This is a genomic window from Streptomyces sp. NPDC040622 (assembly GCF_055593965.1).
The window spans coordinates 307,079-323,940 of sequence record NZ_JBVIXD010000007.1 but is presented as its reverse complement, the minus strand read 5'-3'; the positions used below and the strand labels follow the sequence as shown (position 1 = coordinate 323,940).

The following is a 16,862-nucleotide window of genomic DNA, read 5'->3' as shown; positions in this document are numbered from 1 at the left end:
AGATCGACCGATACGAGGCCCCCACCGTGCGCCGACGCTCACTTCTCCTTGCCGTTCCGGCCGGCCTGCTCACGCTGGCAGGCTGTGGTGACGACAAGAAGGCAGACAAGGCCAAGTCCAAGCCCAGCGACAGCCCCAACTCCTCGTCGGCCCCGCCGACGGCGAAGATCGTGGACGGCCCGCTGCCCGAGATCACCAAGGGCGACAAGTTCGGTGAGAAGCCGACCGTCGCCAAGGGCTCCGGCAAGCCGTCCTCCGACCTCGCGGTCAAGACGCTGATCGAGGGCAAGGGCAAGGAGGTCGTCAAGGGCGACTACCTGCAGGCCAACTACCTCGGCCAGATCTGGGCGACGGCCAAGGTCTTCGACAACTCCTACGACCGCGGCAACCCCACGGTCTTCCCGATCGGCGTCGGCCAGGTCATCCCCGGCTGGGACCAGGCCCTGGTCGGCAAGAAGCTGGACAGCCGCGTGGAGCTCGCCATCCCCCCGAAGATGGGGTACGGCAAGGAGGGCAACAAGCAGGCGGGGATCAAGGGCTCGGACACCCTCGTGTTCGTCGTCGACCTCGTGGGCACCTTCACCGCCAAGAGCTCGGCGAAGGGCAAGGAGGTCGCGCAGTCCAACAAGGACCTGCCCAAGGTCGGCACGAACACGGACGGCAAGGCGCCCTCCATCGACGTCCCGAAGACCGACGCCCCCAAGAAGCTCGTCGCCTCGTACGTCCTGGAGGGTGACGGCGACGAGGTCAAGGAGACCGACAGCCTCCTGTGCCAGTACGAGGGGGTGCTCTGGGCGGACGGCAAGGAGTTCGACTCCTCGTACAAGCGCAAGCAGCTCGCCTCGTTCCAGCTCGCGCAGGTCGTCAAGGGCTGGGCGCAGGGTCTGACCGGCAAGAAGGTCGGCAGCCGCGTCCTCATCGTCATCCCGCCGGAGCTGGGGTACGGCGACCAGCCGCCGCAGGGCAGCACGATCAAGAAGGACTCCACGCTCGTCTTCTCCGTGGACATCCTCGCGAAGATGTGACCCTTCGGGGATGTAAGACTGTCCGCGCTGACCTTTCGTATCAAAGCAGGAGCATTTTCGTGAGCATTGACAAGCCCGAGGTCGACTTCCCGGTCGGCGAGCCCCCGGCCGATCTCCAGATCAAGGAGATCTGGGAGGGTGACGGCGCGGTCGCCAAGGCGGGCGACTTCGTCAAGGTCCACTACGTGGGCGTCGCCTTCAGCACGGGCGAGGAGTTCGACGCCAGCTGGAACCGCGGGAACCCGCTGGAGTTCCAGCTCGGTGCCGGCCAGGTCATCTCCGGCTGGGACCAGGGCGTGCAGGGCATGAAGGTCGGTGGCCGGCGCGAGCTGACCATCCCGGCCCACCTCGCCTACGGCGACCGCGGCGCCGGTGGCGGCCGCATCGCGCCCGGCGAGACGCTGATCTTCGTCTGCGACCTGGTCTCCGTCTGAGACCGTCTCTGACCTGATCCGATCGGTGAGGGCCCATGCCTGTTCGGCATGGGCCCTTCCGTCGCTCCGCATGCCCTCCGAGGTGTGACCCTTCGAGATGCCCCTTATGCCCTTGGCTTTTGCCACGACACCCCGGGGCGGTACGGTCATCGGTCGGAAGCATTGTGTGTTGTATGGCCGAGAAAGGGCGTCGATGGCCATTGCCAAGGCCGAGCGGCTGATGAACCTGGCGCTGTGCCTGCTCGGGACCCGGCGGCCGCTCAGCAAGCGCGAGCTCCGCGACTCCATCGAGGCGTACGTCGAGGCCTTCGGGGCCGGGGGACGAGCGGGCTCCGAGGACTCCTTCAACCGGATGTTCGAGCGCGACAAGGACGACCTGCGCGAGCTCGGCCTGGTCATCGAGACCGTCGAGAACCTCGACGGCGAGGTCGGCTACCTGGCCCGCCGCGACAGCAACCGCCTGCCGCCCATCACCATCGACGCCGAGGAGGCCGCCGCCCTCGGCCTCGCCGCCAAGGTCTGGCAGCAGGCCCGCCTCGCCGGGGCCGCCAGCGGCGCCCTGCAGAAGCTGCGCGCAGCGGGCCTGCCCGAGGACGCCGACCCGTACGGGGCACACAGCGCCCTGGAGCCGCGGATCCCCGCGCACGAGGCGTCCTTCGAGCCGCTGATGCTCGCCTGCCGCGACCGCCGCCCCGTCGTCTTCGACTACCGCAAGGCCACCGCGGCCCGCCCCGAGCAGCGCCACGTGGAGCCCTGGGCGCTGGAGTGCTGGCGCGGCCACTGGTACCTCGCGGGATGGGACCGGGACCGGGGCGCCGAGCGCGTCTTCAGGCTCTCGCGGATCACCGGCAAGGTGCGCGCCCGCGCGGGCAGGTACACCGCCGACGTCCCGGACGTCGTCACGGTCCGCGAGACGGTCGCGAGCTGGGCGGGGGAGACCGCCGACCGCACCGCCCTGATCCGGCTGCGCACGGGCGCCGGCTACCCGCTGCGGGCCAAGGCCGGCGCGGTGCGGGAACTGGGCGACGGGTGGGACGAGTTGGAGATTCCGTACGGCCACGGGCTCGATGCCTGGCTGGTGGAGTTCGGGCCCGACGTGGTGGTCCTCGAGCCCGCCGAGCTGCGGGACGACGTCGTGGACCGGCTGCGCGCCGTGGCCAAGGGCTGAGGGGGAGCGGACAGAGCAATGGCCTCGAACGCCATCGACCAGACGCGGCGCATGCTGTCGCTGGTGACCTACCTGCGCGAGCGCCCCGGCGCCCACGTCGGGGACGTCGCCCGCGCCTTCGGCATCACTCCGGACGAGCTGATCTCCGACCTCGACGTGCTGCCGCTGTGCGGGACCAGTTTCCGCGGCGGCGACCTCCTGGACATCGACACCGACGGCGACCGCATCTGGTGGCACAACCCCGACGACGTGGCCGCCCCGCTGCGCCTGGCCGCCGACGAGGCGACCGCGCTGCTCGTCGCGGCCCGCGCCGTGGCGACCCTGCCGGGCCTGCGCGAGAGCGACCGCCTCGCGCTCCTGCGCGCCACCGCGAAACTGGAGACCGCGGCCGGCGAGGCGGCGGGCGCCAGCTCCCGCCTGTCGGTCACCTTCGAGTCCGAGGGCGGCGTCTTCGCGGACGTCGACCGCGCCATCTCCGAGCGGCGCAGGCTCTGGATCCGCTACTACTCGCCCGCGCGTGACGAGGTCACCGAGCGCGAGATCGACCCCATCCGCCTGGTGAGCGTCGGCCACACCTATGTGGAGGCGTGGTGCCGCCGCTCCGAGGCGCGCCGCACCTTCCGCCTCGACCGCGTCGCCGAGATCAAGATCCTGGACGAGCCGTCCGCGCCGCCCGAGGTGGAGCTGCGCGACCTCTCCGAAGGGCTCGTGCAGCCCGCCGCCGAGGACCCCGAGGTGGTCGTCGAGGTCGGCCCGGGCGGCCGCTGGGTCGCCGAGTACTACCCCCACGACAGCGCGGACGAACTGCCCGACGGCGGTCTGCGGATCACGCTGCGCACCCCCGACCCCGCCTCGCTGCGCCGGCTCGCGCTGCGGCTCGGCGGGGACGGGCGGATCGTCTCCCCGGCCGGGCTCGCCGACAGCGCGCGGCAGGCGGCACGCGAGGCCCTCGAGGCGTACGAGAGGGCCGGCGACAGGCAGGAGCAAGGGCGTTGAGCACACCGACCGTGTCCGGGCTGCCAGGGGTGCCCGCGCAGCGGCAGGCCCCCGTCTTCTTCACGGCCGCCTGCCCCGACTGCCGTGCCCGCTTCGAGCTCTCGGCAGGGGCCCTTCGGCTCGCGATCGGCGCGAGCCCCCGCACCACCTTCTACTCCTTCACCTGCCCCGAGTGCGGGGCGGCGGTGCGCAAGCCCGCGGGCGAACGCATCGTCGAACTCCTCACCGGCGGCGGGGTGCGGACACTGCGCCTGCACTCGACCGTCTAGGCTCGGCGCATGTTCTGGGCGATGCTCGCGATCGCGGCGGGCTTCTTGGGCCTCGCCGTGCTCGGCGTACTGGCGGTCAAGGTGTTCGTGGAGGCGCAGCGCCTCGCACGTCAAGTGACCGAGACCACAGGGAAGATCAACCGGGCCGCCGAGGACCTGGAGAAGGCGGCGGCCGGTGTGGCCCGTGCCGGGAGGGACGCTCTTTAGCGTTCGCGACCTGTCAACGGCCTGAGGTGGACGGGTACGCTGCGAATACGGCCCGGGATCGAGGCGGGGGCCGTACTCGGAGTATGCGCGGGGATTGCCGAGCGTTTACCCCGGGGGGTTACGATCGCTGCCAGCGCGGGAGATCGGATGTATGTCCGGTCTGCCGAGCAACCAGACTCCTGTCGCCTCGGTGAAGAAGGTATACAGCTATGGGTAGGCTCGGCCCCACCGAGATCATCCTCATCCTCGTCGTCATTGTCCTGCTGTTCGGAGCCAAGAAGCTGCCCGACATGGCGCGCTCCCTCGGCAAGTCGGCCCGCATCCTCAAGAGCGAGGCCAAGGCCATGAAGTCCGACTCCAAGGACGACTCCGCCGCTCCGGCCGACCCGCCGAGCGACCCGGCCGTCCAGCAGCGCACGATCAAGGCCGCCCCCGGCGACGTGACCAGCTCGCGCCCGGTCACCGAGCCGACCGACCGTACGACGCAGCGCTGATCCAAGGCCGGCGCCGGCCGGCCTGCCGCACGAGATGAGGACGTGGGTTGCTCAAGTCTGCCCGCAAGAAGGAGAAGGACCCCGAGGGGCGGATGCCCCTCGCGGAGCACCTGCGCGAGCTCCGCAACCGGCTCGCCAAGGGGCTCCTGGCGATCACGATCGTGTCGATCGTGGCCGCTTTCTACAGCCAGGAGCTGATGGAGTTCCTGGCTGATCCGGTGCCGCGCTGCGAGCCCGGCATGAAGCAGACCGGCGGCCACTGCGCGACGGTGACGTTCAACGACCTGCTGTCGCCCTTCACCACCACGGTGAAGGTCAGCCTCATGGTCGGCATCATCGTGTCCAGCCCGGTCTGGCTGTACCAGCTGTGGGCGTTCGTCGCCCCGGGCCTGCACAAGCACGAGCGCAAGTACACCTACTGGTTCGTCGCCGCGGCCGTGCCCCTCTTCCTGGGCGGCGCCTGGCTGTCGTACTCGATCCTTCCCGTCAGCATGCGCGTGCTGCTCGGCATCACGCCGGACGGGGCCCAGAACCTTCTGCCGATGGACACGATCCTCGACTTCACCGTCAGGATGGTCCTCGTCTTCGGTGCCTCGTTCGAGCTCCCGCTGCTCCTGGTGATGCTCAACATGACCGGCATGGTGACCGGACGCCGCATGATGACCTGGTGGCGCGGTGTCGTCATGGGTGTCTTCATCTTCGGCGCGGTCGCGACGCCGACCACGGACCCGGTCGGCATGATCGCCCTCGCGGGACCGATCGTCGTCCTCTACTTCATGGCCGTCGGCATCTCGCTGCTCAACGACAAGCGCCGCCGCCGCAACGACCCCGACGCCGAGCTCGACGACGACGAGGCGTCCGACATCGACCTCACCCCCGAGGGGGTCGGCGAGGTCGAATCGGTGCGGCCGCCCAGGGCGCTGCCCGAGCAGGCGGGCACCGGAAGGACCGATCACCGTGTGAACGGTTTCGACGACGTCACCTGATCTTGTAGGGTCCCCCCAAACTTCGTTCGGGGGGACCCCAGTGACCAGCGAGATCACCCTCTTCGTCAATCCCACCGCGGGCCGCGGCCGGGGCGCCCACGCGGCGCAGCCGGCCGCTTCCGCGTTGCGGGCCCGCGGCTTCTCCGTGCGCACGGTGATAGGTGAGGACGCCCCCGACGCGCTGCGCCGGGCCCGCGCGGCCGTCGAGGGCGGCACCGGCGCGCTGATAGCCGTCGGCGGCGACGGCATGACGAGCCTCGCCCTGCAGGCCGTCGCGGGGACCGGCACCCCGCTCGGCGTGATCGCGGTGGGCACCGGCAACGACTTCGCGCGGGCGCTGGGCCTGCCGGTGCGCGACCCGGCCGCCGCGGGGGAGACCGTGGCCGAGGCGCTCAAGGGGGCGCGCACGCGCGACGTCGATCTGGGGCGGGTCGGCGGGACCTGGTTCGGGACCGTGCTCGCCTCCGGCTTCGACTCGCGGGTGAACGACCGGGGCAACCGGATGCGGTGGCCCACCGGGCGCTTCAAGTACGACCTGGCGATGGTCGCGGAGCTTGCGGCGTTCAAGCCGATCCCGTACCGCATCACCCTGGACGGCGGTGATGTCGGCGAAGCCGGTGGGGCCGGTGGAGTCGTCCACGAGGTGGAGGCCACGCTCGTCGCCGTCGGGAACGGCACCTCGTACGGCGGGGGCATGCGGATCTGTGCGGGCGCCGACATGGGCGACGGCCTCTTCGACGTCACCGTGGTGGGGGACTGCAGCCGTACGACGCTGCTCAAGGTCTTCCCGCGGGTCTACAAGGGCACGCACCTCGACCACCCGAAGGTCACCGTGTACCGCGCCGCCCGCGTCGAGCTGGCCGCGCCCGGCATCACGGGGTACGCGGACGGGGAGCCGATGGGCGCGTTGCCGCTGACCGCGCAGTGCGTGCCGGGGGCCGTGCGCGTGCTGGGTCCGTGAGCGCGCCGAGGGCGTGAGCGCCGCGCGCACGCCCCGTGAGCTGCCGCGTTCCACCCCGTTTCGATAATGATCGTCCGTTGTCAGTGGTGGCCGGTAGTCTCGAAAGCACGATGACAGAGGACCTCTCACCGGCCGAGCGGTATGCGGCGGCGCGTCAGCGCGCTGTCGAGCAGGCCACCGCACTCGCGTCCTTCCGCGAGATGTACGAATTCGGCCTCGACCCCTTCCAGATCGAGGCCTGCCAGGCGCTGGAGGCGGGCAAGGGCGTGCTCGTCGCCGCCCCCACGGGCTCGGGCAAGACGATCGTCGGCGAGTTCGCCGTCCACCTCGCTCTGCTGCAGGGCAAGAAATGTTTCTACACCACGCCCATCAAGGCGCTCTCCAACCAGAAGTACGCCGACCTCGCCAAGCGGTACGGCGCGGACAAGGTCGGCCTGCTCACCGGCGACAACAGCGTCAACAGTGACGCCCCGGTGGTCGTCATGACCACCGAAGTCCTGCGGAACATGCTGTACTCGGGCTCCCAGGCGCTGCTGAACCTCGGCTATGTGGTCATGGACGAGGTGCACTACCTCTCCGACCGCTTCCGCGGTGCCGTCTGGGAGGAAGTGATCATCCACCTCCAGGAGTCCGTCACGCTGGTCTCCCTGTCGGCCACGGTGTCGAACGCCGAGGAGTTCGGCGACTGGCTCGACACCGTGCGCGGCGACACCGAGGTGATCGTCTCCGAGCACCGGCCCGTGCCGCTCTTCCAGCACGTGCTCGCCGGACGCCGGATGTACGACCTCTTCGAGGAGGGCGAGGGCCAGAAGAAGGCGGTCAACCCCGACCTCACGCGCATGGCGCGGATGGAGGCCAGCCGCTCGTACAACCCGCGCGACCGGCGCAAGGGCAAGATGGTCCGCGAGGCCGACCGCGAGCGCGAGCGCCGCCAGCGCTCGCGGATCTGGACGCCCGGCCGCCCCGAGGTCATCGAGCGGCTCGACTCCGAAGACCTGCTGCCCGCCATCACGTTCATCTTCAGCCGCGCGGCCTGCGAGGCCGCCGTGCAGCAGTGCCTGTACGCGGGGCTGCGGCTGAACGACGACGAGGCGCGGACGAGGGTCCGGGAGATCGTCGAGGAGCGCACGTCCTCCATCCCGGACGAGGACCTGCACGTCCTTGGGTACTACGAGTGGCTGGAGGGCCTGGAGCGCGGCATCGCGGCGCACCACGCGGGCATGCTGCCGACCTTCAAGGAGGTCGTCGAGGAGCTGTTCGTGCGAGGCCTGGTCAAGGCCGTCTTCGCCACCGAGACCCTCGCCCTGGGCATCAACATGCCCGCGCGCAGCGTGGTCCTTGAGAAGCTCGTCAAGTGGAACGGCGAGCAGCACGCCGACATCACCCCGGGCGAGTACACCCAGCTGACCGGCCGGGCCGGGCGGCGCGGCATCGACGTCGAGGGCCACGCGGTGGTCCTGTGGCAGCGCGCCATGAGCCCCGAGCACCTGGCCGGCCTCGCCGGCACCCGCACGTATCCGCTGCGCTCCAGTTTCAAGCCGTCGTACAACATGGCGGTGAACCTGGTCGAGCAGTTCGGGCGGCACCGCTCGCGCGAGCTCCTGGAGACGTCCTTCGCGCAGTTCCAGGCCGACAAGTCGGTCGTCGGGATCTCCCGGCAGGTCCAGAAGAACGAGGAGGGCCTGGAGGGCTACCAGGCCTCCATGACCTGCCACCTGGGCGACTTCGAGGAGTACGCGCGGCTGCGCCGCGAGCTCAAGGACCGCGAGACCGAGCTCGCCAAGCAGGGCGCGGCCCAGCGCCGGGTCGCCGCCGCCGCGGCCCTGGAGAAGCTCAAGCCGGGCGACGTCATCCACGTCCCCACCGGGAAGTACGCGGGCCTCGCCCTCGTCCTCGACCCGGGGTTGCCCGCGGGACGGGCCAACGGGCATCGCGGGTTCGACCACGTGGACGGGCCGCGGCCGCTGGTCCTCACCGCCGAGCGGCAGGTCAAGCGCCTGGCCTCGATGGACTTCCCGGTGCCCGTCGAGGCCCTGGAGCGGATGCGCATCCCCAAGTCCTTCAACGCGCGCTCGCCGCAGTCCCGCCGCGACCTGGCGTCCGCGCTGCGCACCAAGGCCGGGCACATCGTCCCCGAGCGGCACCGCAAGGGGCGCGCGGCGGCCGCCGACGACCAGGAGATCGCACGGCTGCGCGCGGAGCTGCGCGCGCACCCCTGCCACGGCTGCGACGAGCGCGAGGACCACGCGCGCTGGGCCGAGCGGTACCACCGCCTCAAGCGCGACACCGCGCAGCTGGAGCGCCGCATCGAGGGCCGGACGAACACCATCGCCCGCACCTTCGACCGGATCGTCGCCCTCCTCACGGAGCTGGACTACCTGCGCGGCGACGAGGCCACCGAGCACGGCAAGCGGCTCGCCCGGCTGTACGGGGAGCTGGACCTGCTGGCCAGCGAGTGCCTGCGCGACCGCGTCTGGGAAGGCCTGAGCCCGGCCGAACTGGCCGCGTGCGTCTCGGCGTTGGTGTACGAGTCGCGGGTCGGTGACGACGCGCTCGCGCCCAAGGTGCCGTCCGGCGCGGTGAAGACGGCGCTCGGCGAGATGGTGCGGATCTGGGGCCGTCTCGACGCCGTGGAGGAAGAGTTCGGGATCAGCCAGACCGAAGGGGTCGGCCAGCGCGAGCCGGACCTCGGCTTCGCCTGGGCCGCCTACATGTGGGCCAACGACAAGGGTCTGGACGAGGTCCTGCGCGAGGCGGAGATGCCGGCCGGTGACTTCGTGCGCTGGTGCAAGCAGGTCATCGACGTCCTCGGGCAGATCTCCGCGGCGGCCCCGCGCGAGGGCAGCACGGTCGCGAAGAACGCCCGCAAGGCCGTCGACCAGCTGCTCCGGGGCGTCGTCGCGTACAGCTCGGTGGGCTGAGGCACACCGGGCCGCGCCCCCCGCCGCGAAGGCCCCGCCGGGTGCGTCCCGGCGGGGCCTTCGTCGTGCGGGGACCGCGGTACCTGGTCACGAACGCGGGTGCGCTTTTCGATCCTGTGGACGTCGAACGCGCGGTGTCCGTCAGGCGGCGGGCGCCGCCGCCTTCGCCGCGTCCCGCTTCGCGACCTCCTCGCGCACGATCGGGATGACGTGCCGCCCGAAGTCGATCGCGTCGTCGAGCAGGTCGTAGCCGCGGGCCGAGAGGATCTCCACGCCCAGGTCGTAGTAGTCCAGGAGGGCCTGCGCGACGGTCTCCGGAGTTCCCACCAGCGCCGTCGAGTTGCCCGCGCCGCCGGTCTCCGCCGCCGTCGGCGTCCACAGGGCGCGGTCGTGCCGCTCCCCGGACGAGGCGACCGCGAGGAGGCGCTGCGAGCCGGCGTTCTCCGGGTTCTGCAGCGGGTGGCGGCGGGAGAGCGGGGCGCCGGCCTTGCGGGCCTTGATGCGGTCGAGCGTCGCGTACGCCTTCTCCCAGGCGAGTTCCTCGGTCGGCGCGATGATCGGGCGGAAGGCCACCTGGATGGTGGGGAGGTCCGTGCGGCCCGCGGCCCGCGCCGCCGCCTTCACCGACTCGATCTGCTCGGCGGTCTGCGCCAGCGGCTCGCCCCAGAGGCAGTAGATGTCGGCCTCGGCGCCCCCGGCGGCGTACGCGGCGGGCGAGGAACCTCCGAACGAGACGCGCGGATGCGGCTGTTGCACGGGGAAGGTGTCGCTGACGAAGTCCTTGAAGCGGTAGTGCGTGCCCTCGTGGTCGAACGGCTCGTGCGAGGTCCAGGCCTTCTTGATGATCTGGATGGCCTCGCGGGTGCGGGCGTACCGCTCGTCCTTGGTGAGGAAGTCGCCCTCGCGCTGCTGCTCGTGGTCGTTGCCGCCGGTGATGAAGTGGACCGCGAGACGGCCGTCGCTGATGCGGTCCAGCGTCGCGAAGGTCTTCGCCGCGAACGTCGGGTAGGAGACGTTGGGGCGGTGCGCGACCAAGATCTGCAGCCGGTCGGTGCGGGCCGCGATGTAGGCGGCGGCGGGGGAGGGGTCGGGCGAGCCCGAGCCGTAGGCGAACAGGACCCGGTCCCAGCCGTGGTCCTCGTGGGCCCGGGCGAGCCTGAGGGTGTAGTCCTTGTCGAAGGACGCGCCCGAGCGGGCGGTGACTTCGGAGCCTTCGTTGGTCGCTGCGATGCCGAGGAACTCGACGGGCATGGCGGAGCCTCATCTCTTGCTGCGGTGGCGTGGAGTGGTCAGCGGTGCCGTGAGAGGCAACACGCGGCGGACCACACTCGACCGAAGTCGATGTGGTCGCGGGTGACCAGCCGCAGCTGAGGTCGCATGGGCTCAGTGGAACAGGCGTCCATACGAGGCGTCAACCACGGCTCCGGCCGGGCAATTCCCGGTCTCCCCACGGCCGTTCGAAGGGGTCACGCCATGTGTTCGAGCGATCGCCACGTGTGCAAAAGGGGAGAGTGTATGCCTGTCGGCGGGGCCGCTGCAGGGGGTTGCCGAATATGACTCGGCGATGATTTCGGCGGACTAAGCTCGCCCGGAGCGCGTTGAGTTGAAACGAGTTGCGATAGATTCGCGCGCTTGTTCCCAAATGTTTCGATCGTACGTTTCACCACCCCCACGCATATGGTCCGTCATCCCCCAAAGACGTCCTTTCCCCCAAGCCGAGTGTTCAGAGGGCATACATGGTGAGTGTTCAATCGCCTCCCGGTGGCCGAGAAGTCCCTTACGCGCGCGTGTTGTTGTTGCCCGCCATGCTGATGGCGGCGGCGACCGGAGCCGCCGTCGCCTCGGTGACGGAACCGGCCAGGACCGCCGTCGCCTGGTGCGGCGCCGTCGCGACCCTGATGATCATCGCGGTCGGCGCCGAGGCGGTACGGCGCGGCCGGACCGTCCGAGGCCTGCGCGCGCAGTACGCACAGCGACTCGCCTTCCTCGAGCGGCGCATCGCGTCCCACGACGACGAGACCGTCCGCCTGGGCCGGGAGATCCTGCCCGACGCGCTCTGGCGGCTGCGGCAGGGCGAATCGCCCGTCGAAGTCGTCCGCAACGTCGTGGACAAGGACGAGGCCTACCGCGATCTCCCGGACTCCCAGCGTGAGTTGCTCCGCTCCGTCCTCGACACCCTGGACCGCGAGGAAGCGATGCGCGAGTCCGCGCAGCGCGCCTTCGTCAACATCGCCCGGCGCGTCCAGTCGATCGTGCACCAACAGGCCGCGGAACTGCGCGACATGGAGGAGTTCCACGGCCGCAACCCCGAGGTCTTCGACGACCTGCTCCGCATCGACCACGGCACCGCGCTGATCGGCCGTCTCGCCGACTCCATCGCAGTGCTCGGCGGCGCCCGCCCCGGCCGCCAGTGGCCCAAGCCCGTACCGCTGTTCAGCGTGTTGCGCGGCGCGATGTCCCGGATCCTCGACTACCCGCGCGTCGAGCTGCACTCGATCGCCAACGTCGCCATCCACGGCACGTCCGTCGAACCGCTCATCCACGCCTGTGCCGAACTCCTCGACAACGCCACCCGCTACTCGCCCCCGCAGACCAAGGTGCACGTCACCGCCGTCGAGGTGCAGACCGGCATCGCCGTCGAGATCGAGGACGGCGGCGTCAGCCTCAGCGAGGAGGCGCGGGCCCGTGCCGAGCGCATGCTGGAGCAGGCGCAGGCCGGCATCGACCTCAACGACCTCGGCGAGACGCCCCGGCTGGGCATGGCCGTCGTCGGCCGCCTCTCGCAGATGTACAACCTGCAGGTCTCGCTGCGGCAGTCCGCGTACGGCGGCGTCCGCGCCGTCCTCATCGTGCCGCGCGAGATGATCACCACCGGGCCCGCGCCCGGCCTCGCCCACGGCATCGGCGCCTCCGCCGTGCCGCGCGTGGACAACGGCGGCCGCCTCATCGAGGAACCCGCCCGCAACATCCGCCGCAAGAAGCCGCGCGTGGTCACCGCGGGACCGCCGCTGCGCTCCCCGCTCACCGCGGCCATGGAGGACGACGTTCCCGAGGTCACCGAGTGGACCCCGGGCGGTCTGCCGCAGCGCCGCAGCCGCGTCAAGGTCTCCCTCAGCGAGCGGTACGCGCAGGAGGCCGAGGCCCAGCGGATCGCCGAGGCCCACGCGGCCGCGACCGCCCCGCCGGTGCCCGCGCCGAAGCGGGAGGAGCCCGAACCGGGCCTGTGGATCGAGGCGTTCATGAAGGGCGTCAAGGGCGAGGACCCCGACAGCCTTGACCCCGGCGGCCCTGGCTCCGGCGGCCCCGACTCCGGCCGCCCCGACCCCGGCCAGGTGCCTCTGCACGGATCCGCCGCGGACGGATCCGTCGCCGAGGACTACTTCCCGCCGCACGGAACCACCCAGAACAACCACGGCAGCGCCGACGAGAGGGACTGGCAGTGATCCAGCAACGCGCCAATTTCGACTGGATGCTGAAGGAGCTCGCCGACGGGGTGCCACAGACACGGCAGATCGTGGTGCTCTCCGCCGACGGTCTGCGCATCGCCCGCTACGGCGGCGACCCGGACGCGGCCGACCGCATCGCCGCGGCCTGCGCGGGGCTGCAGAGCCTTGCGGCCGCCGTGGCCACCGAGATCCCGCACAGCGACGGCGGCATGAAGATGGTGATCATCGAGATCAACGGCGGCTACTTCTACCTGATGGCCGCCGGTGCGGGCGCCTACCTCGCCGTGCTCGCCGACGAGACCGTCGACGCGGGCCTCATCGGCACCCGCATGCGCGACCTCGTCGTACGCATCGGGGCGCACCTGACGAGCCCGCCCCGGCGTGACGGGCAGGCCGTATGACTCCTCCGCACGACACCCCCCGCGGCTCGGAGCCGGGGGACATCCCGCCGCAGCGCGGTACGCCCCCGCAGCGCGAGCGCCGCAGCCCCGACAACCCCGAGCGGCTGTACATCCTCACGGGTGAGGGCTCCGAGCGGGCCCCGCTCGACCTCGTGACCCTGATCGTCGCGCAGGGAGAGGCGGCGCCCACCGCGCAGCCCGAGCACTCCGCGGTCCTGCGGCTCTGCACGACACCGCTGTCCGTCGCCGAGCTCTCGGCCTACATGGCCCTGCCGTTCAGCGTCGTGACCGTCGTCCTGACGGAGCTGCTCGGGTCCGAACTCGTCCAGGCGCGCGCGCCCATCGTCCGCTCCGCGCTCCCCGACCGATCCCTCCTCGAAGCGGTGATGCATGGACTTCAAAAGCTCTGACACGATCACCGGTCCCCGCAGTGAGGACGTCCTGCCGCACACGGCCACCGCCGCCGTGAAGGTCGTGATCGTGGGTGGCTTCGGGGTCGGCAAGACGACGATGGTGGGTTCGGTGAGCGAGATCCGCCCGCTGACCACCGAAGAGACGATGACGCAGGCGGGCATCGGGGTCGACGACAACTACGGCTCCGATTCCAAGACGGCCACCACCGTGGCGATGGACTTCGGGCGCATCAGCATCTCCGAGGAGCTCGTCCTCTACCTCTTCGGCACCCCCGGCCAGGAACGCTTCTGGTTCCTGTGGAACGGCCTCTTCGAAGGCGCGCTCGGCGCGGTCGTGCTCATCGACACCCGCCGCCTCGAAGTCAGCTTCGACGTGATCGGCCGCCTGGAGGAGCGCGGCGTGCCGTTCGTCGTCGCCGTCAACGACTTCCCCGACGCGCCCCACCACCCCGTCGAGACCCTGCGCAGGGCCCTCGACCTGGAGCCCGCGGTGCCGATCATGGCGTGCGACGCCCGCCGCAAGGAATCCAGCAGGGACGTCCTGATGACCCTGATGCGCTACCTGCACTCCCTGACGGTGGCCCGCGTGTGACCGCACCCGCATTCCCCCGTGAACACCAACCCGGAACCCTTCAGCGAAACCCGGAGCGACGACCGTGACGACTCCTGCCTCCCCCTCCTGGCCCGGCACCGACGACCCCACCGCCTCGCCGCCGCCGGGCTGTCCGGCCCACGGCCTCGGCCCCGGCGGACTGCGCCGCCTCTACGGCCCCGAGGCGGAAGCCGACCTGGCGGGCCTGTACGAGAAGCTGCGCGCCGAGCACGGCCCGGTCGCGCCCGTGCTGATCCACAACGACGTGCCGATCTGGGCGGTGCTCGGCCACAGCGAGAACCTCCACATGGTCCGCACCCCTTCGCAGTACAACCGCGACTCGCGGCGCTGGCGGGCCGTGCAGGACGGCACCGCCGGCCTGGACCACCCGCTCGCGCCCGTCTTCACCTGGCAGCCGATGGCCAGCTTCGTCGAGGGCGACGAGCACCAGCGGCTGCGCGGCGCGGTCACCGGCGCCATGTCGGGCATCGACCACCGAGGGATCCGCCGCTACATCAACCGCTACACCAACCACCTGCTCAACGACATCTGCCAGGACGGCCGCGCCGACCTCGTCAGCCAGTTCGCCGAGCACCTGCCGATGATGGTGATGTGCCACGTCCTCGGCATGCCCGAGGAGTACAACGAGCGCATGGTGCAGTCCGCCCGCGACATGATCAAGGGCACCGAGACCGCCATCGCCAGCAACGCGTACGTGATGGAAGTCCTGATGGGACTGGTGGCGCGGCGCCGGGCCAACCCCGAGGAGGACTTCACCAGCAACCTCATCGCGCACCCCGCCGCGCTCACCGACGACGAGGTGGGCGCGCATCTGCGCCTGGTCCTCATCGCCGCCTACGAGGCCACCGCCAACCTCATCGCCAACGTCCTGCGGATGGTCCTGACCGACCCGCGCTTCCGCGCCCAGCTCAGCGGCGGCCAGATGACGGTCCCCGAGGCGGTCGAGCAGTCCCTGTGGGACGAGCCGCCGTTCAGCGCGATGGTCGGCTACTTCGCCAAACAGGACACCCAGCTCGGCGGCCAGCGGATCCGGGCGGGCGACGGCCTCATCCTGGGCATCGCGCCCGGCAACGTCGACCCGGTCGTGCGCCCCGACCTCACCGCCAACATGCAGGGCAACCGCTCGCACCTCGCGTTCAGCGGCGGCCCGCACGAGTGTCCGGGCCAGGACATCGGCCGCGCCATCGCGGACACCGGCGTCGACGCGCTCTTGATGCGGCTTCCTGACGTGGAACTGGCCGTGGACGAGCGGGAGTTGCGGTGGACGTCGTCGATCCTGTCCCGGCACCTGGTGGAGCTGCCCGTGCAGTTCGCGCCGCGTCCGCCGCAGGACGTCATGGCGCGCCCCTCGGCGCAGATGCCCGCGCCGCGCAGGGACTGGCACGTGTCGTCCCCGCCGCCGCGCCGCCCGGAGCCCGCGGCCCCGACCGCGCCGCCGTCGGCCGCGCCCGCCGCGGCCCCGCCGTCCGGGAGCGACCGCCCGAAGGGTGCCTGGCAGCGCTTCCTCACCTGGTGGCGCGGCTACTGACGGCTACCGCGCCCAGGTGTCGTACGACGCCCAGGCGCCCAGCGTCCGGCCGCTCACGAAGCGGTGCTCGACGCCCGTGACCGGATCCGTGAACTCCAGTGACCGCGCGAGGAGTTGGAGGGGCCTCCGGAAGTCGTCCGGCGGGACGGGTTCGGTCACCACCGGGTAGACCGGGTCGCCGAGGAGGGGCAGACCCAACGCGTTCATGTGGACGCGGAGCTGGTGGGTGCGGCCGGTGTGCGGGGTGAGGCGGTAGCGGCCGAGGCCGGCGCGGTGCTCGACGAGTTCGACCCGGGTCTCGCTGTTCGGCTCGGCGTCCTCGACCTCGTAGGCCGCGATGATCCCGCGGACCTTCTCGATGTGGCTGCGCACGGTCCTCGGGAGCGGTACCCGCGGGTCGTACGGCGCCACCGCCTCGTACTCCTTGCGGATGCGGCGGTCGTGGAACAGCGTCTGGTACGCACCGCGTTCCTCCGGCCGCACGGTGAACAGGAGCAGCCCGGCGGTCAGCCGGTCCAGGCGGTGGGCGGCGCCCAGGGCCGGGAGGCCGAGCCCGGCGCGCAGGCGGGCGAGGGCGGTCTGGGTGACGTGGCTGCCGCGCGGCATGGTCGCGAGGAAGTGCGGCTTGTCCACGACGACGATGTGCTCGTCCCGGTGCACGATCTCCAGGGGGAACGGCACGGTGACCTCCGCAGGGAGGTCGCGGTGGAACCAGAGGAAGACGCCCGGCGCGTAGGGCGTGTGCGGGGTCACCGGCACACCGTCCGCGCCGACGATCCTGCCGTCCCGCAGCATCGCGTCGACGACGCCGGGCCCCGCCGAGAGCCGCTCCACCAGGTGGTCGCGGACGGTCGGCCACGCCCCGTCGAGCGGCAGCTTGACCCGGACGGGGTCGACGCCTTCGCGCTGGGGGAGCGGGGCGGGGGGAATGCGGGGCTTGCGTGTCATCAGGGGGTCAGCGTACGGGGCGCCCCAGGTCATCGGGGGCGGTGCGGGGGCG

General features: G+C 71.3%; 17 protein-coding genes. 15 read left to right on the top strand and 2 right to left on the bottom strand.

Annotation, left to right across the window (positions count from 1 at the left end):
• The first annotated feature begins 26 nt into the window (after positions 1-26).
• From ACZ592_RS22030 to ACZ592_RS21985, 10 genes are all read left to right on the top strand, one after another.
• On the top strand, positions 27-1,025 hold the full coding sequence (locus ACZ592_RS22030) for an FKBP-type peptidyl-prolyl cis-trans isomerase (protein ID WP_471583278.1): 999 nt from the start codon (positions 27-29) through the stop codon (positions 1,023-1,025).
• A 59-nt stretch (positions 1,026-1,084) separates the two neighbouring features.
• Positions 1,085-1,459, top strand: coding sequence for an FKBP-type peptidyl-prolyl cis-trans isomerase (locus ACZ592_RS22025; protein WP_471583277.1), 375 nt, complete (start codon positions 1,085-1,087; stop codon positions 1,457-1,459).
• Between the two features lie 193 nt (positions 1,460-1,652).
• On the top strand, positions 1,653-2,627 hold the full coding sequence (locus ACZ592_RS22020; RefSeq protein WP_471583276.1) for a helix-turn-helix transcriptional regulator: 975 nt from the start codon (positions 1,653-1,655) through the stop codon (positions 2,625-2,627).
• Positions 2,628-2,645: 18 nt separating this feature from the next.
• Positions 2,646-3,623, top strand: coding sequence for a helix-turn-helix transcriptional regulator (locus ACZ592_RS22015; RefSeq protein WP_471583275.1), 978 nt, complete (start codon positions 2,646-2,648; stop codon positions 3,621-3,623).
• 11 nt (positions 3,624-3,634) lie between these two features.
• Positions 3,635-3,892, top strand: coding sequence for a hypothetical protein (locus ACZ592_RS22010; protein ID WP_471583507.1), 258 nt, complete (start codon positions 3,635-3,637; stop codon positions 3,890-3,892).
• 9 nt (positions 3,893-3,901) lie between these two features.
• Positions 3,902-4,099, top strand: coding sequence for a hypothetical protein (locus ACZ592_RS22005; protein ID WP_471583274.1), 198 nt, complete (start codon positions 3,902-3,904; stop codon positions 4,097-4,099).
• 209 nt (positions 4,100-4,308) lie between these two features.
• On the top strand, positions 4,309-4,593 hold the full coding sequence (gene tatA, locus ACZ592_RS22000; RefSeq protein ID WP_471583273.1) for a Sec-independent protein translocase subunit TatA: 285 nt from the start codon (positions 4,309-4,311) through the stop codon (positions 4,591-4,593).
• A gap of 92 nt (positions 4,594-4,685) precedes the next feature.
• On the top strand, positions 4,686-5,579 hold the full coding sequence (gene tatC, locus ACZ592_RS21995) for a twin-arginine translocase subunit TatC (RefSeq protein WP_471583506.1): 894 nt from the start codon (positions 4,686-4,688) through the stop codon (positions 5,577-5,579).
• 40 nt (positions 5,580-5,619) lie between these two features.
• Positions 5,620-6,540 carry a diacylglycerol kinase gene (locus tag ACZ592_RS21990; RefSeq protein WP_471583272.1) on the top strand — a complete coding sequence of 307 codons (921 nt, stop codon included), beginning with the start codon at positions 5,620-5,622 and terminating at the stop codon, positions 6,538-6,540.
• A gap of 110 nt (positions 6,541-6,650) precedes the next feature.
• Positions 6,651-9,461: a DEAD/DEAH box helicase gene (locus ACZ592_RS21985; RefSeq protein WP_471583271.1), complete on the top strand. Its 2,811-nt coding sequence runs from the start codon at positions 6,651-6,653 to the stop codon at positions 9,459-9,461.
• Between the two features lie 141 nt (positions 9,462-9,602).
• Here the strand turns inward: ACZ592_RS21985 and ACZ592_RS21980 are convergent, their stop codons facing one another.
• Positions 9,603-10,712: an LLM class flavin-dependent oxidoreductase gene (locus ACZ592_RS21980; protein ID WP_471583270.1), complete on the bottom strand. Its 1,110-nt coding sequence runs from the start codon at positions 10,710-10,712 to the stop codon at positions 9,603-9,605.
• A gap of 485 nt (positions 10,713-11,197) precedes the next feature.
• Between ACZ592_RS21980 and ACZ592_RS21975 the strand changes: the two genes are divergently transcribed.
• The 5 genes from ACZ592_RS21975 (at position 11,198) to ACZ592_RS21955 (ending at position 15,862) form a co-directional block, all read left to right on the top strand.
• Positions 11,198-12,904 carry an ATP-binding protein gene (locus tag ACZ592_RS21975; protein WP_471583269.1) on the top strand — a complete coding sequence of 569 codons (1,707 nt, stop codon included), beginning with the start codon at positions 11,198-11,200 and terminating at the stop codon, positions 12,902-12,904.
• On the top strand, positions 12,901-13,308 hold the full coding sequence (locus tag ACZ592_RS21970) for a roadblock/LC7 domain-containing protein (protein ID WP_055556816.1): 408 nt from the start codon (positions 12,901-12,903) through the stop codon (positions 13,306-13,308). The genes ACZ592_RS21975 and ACZ592_RS21970 overlap by 4 nt, the downstream gene beginning before the upstream one ends.
• Positions 13,305-13,718, top strand: coding sequence for a DUF742 domain-containing protein (locus ACZ592_RS21965; RefSeq protein WP_471583268.1), 414 nt, complete (start codon positions 13,305-13,307; stop codon positions 13,716-13,718). The genes ACZ592_RS21970 and ACZ592_RS21965 overlap by 4 nt, the downstream gene beginning before the upstream one ends.
• The gene (locus tag ACZ592_RS21960) at positions 13,699-14,313 is read left to right on the top strand and encodes a GTP-binding protein (RefSeq protein ID WP_471583267.1); all 615 of its coding nucleotides are present in this window, start codon (positions 13,699-13,701) and stop codon (positions 14,311-14,313) included. Before ACZ592_RS21965 ends, ACZ592_RS21960 begins: the two co-directional genes overlap by 20 nt.
• Before the next feature lie 64 nt (positions 14,314-14,377).
• The gene (locus ACZ592_RS21955) at positions 14,378-15,862 is read left to right on the top strand and encodes a cytochrome P450 (protein ID WP_471583266.1); all 1,485 of its coding nucleotides are present in this window, start codon (positions 14,378-14,380) and stop codon (positions 15,860-15,862) included.
• Between the two features lie 3 nt (positions 15,863-15,865).
• On the opposite strand, the gene ACZ592_RS21950 is transcribed toward ACZ592_RS21955, so the two are convergent.
• Positions 15,866-16,810 carry an RluA family pseudouridine synthase gene (locus tag ACZ592_RS21950; protein ID WP_471583265.1) on the bottom strand — a complete coding sequence of 315 codons (945 nt, stop codon included), beginning with the start codon at positions 16,808-16,810 and terminating at the stop codon, positions 15,866-15,868.
• Between the last annotated feature and the right edge of the window lie 52 nt (positions 16,811-16,862).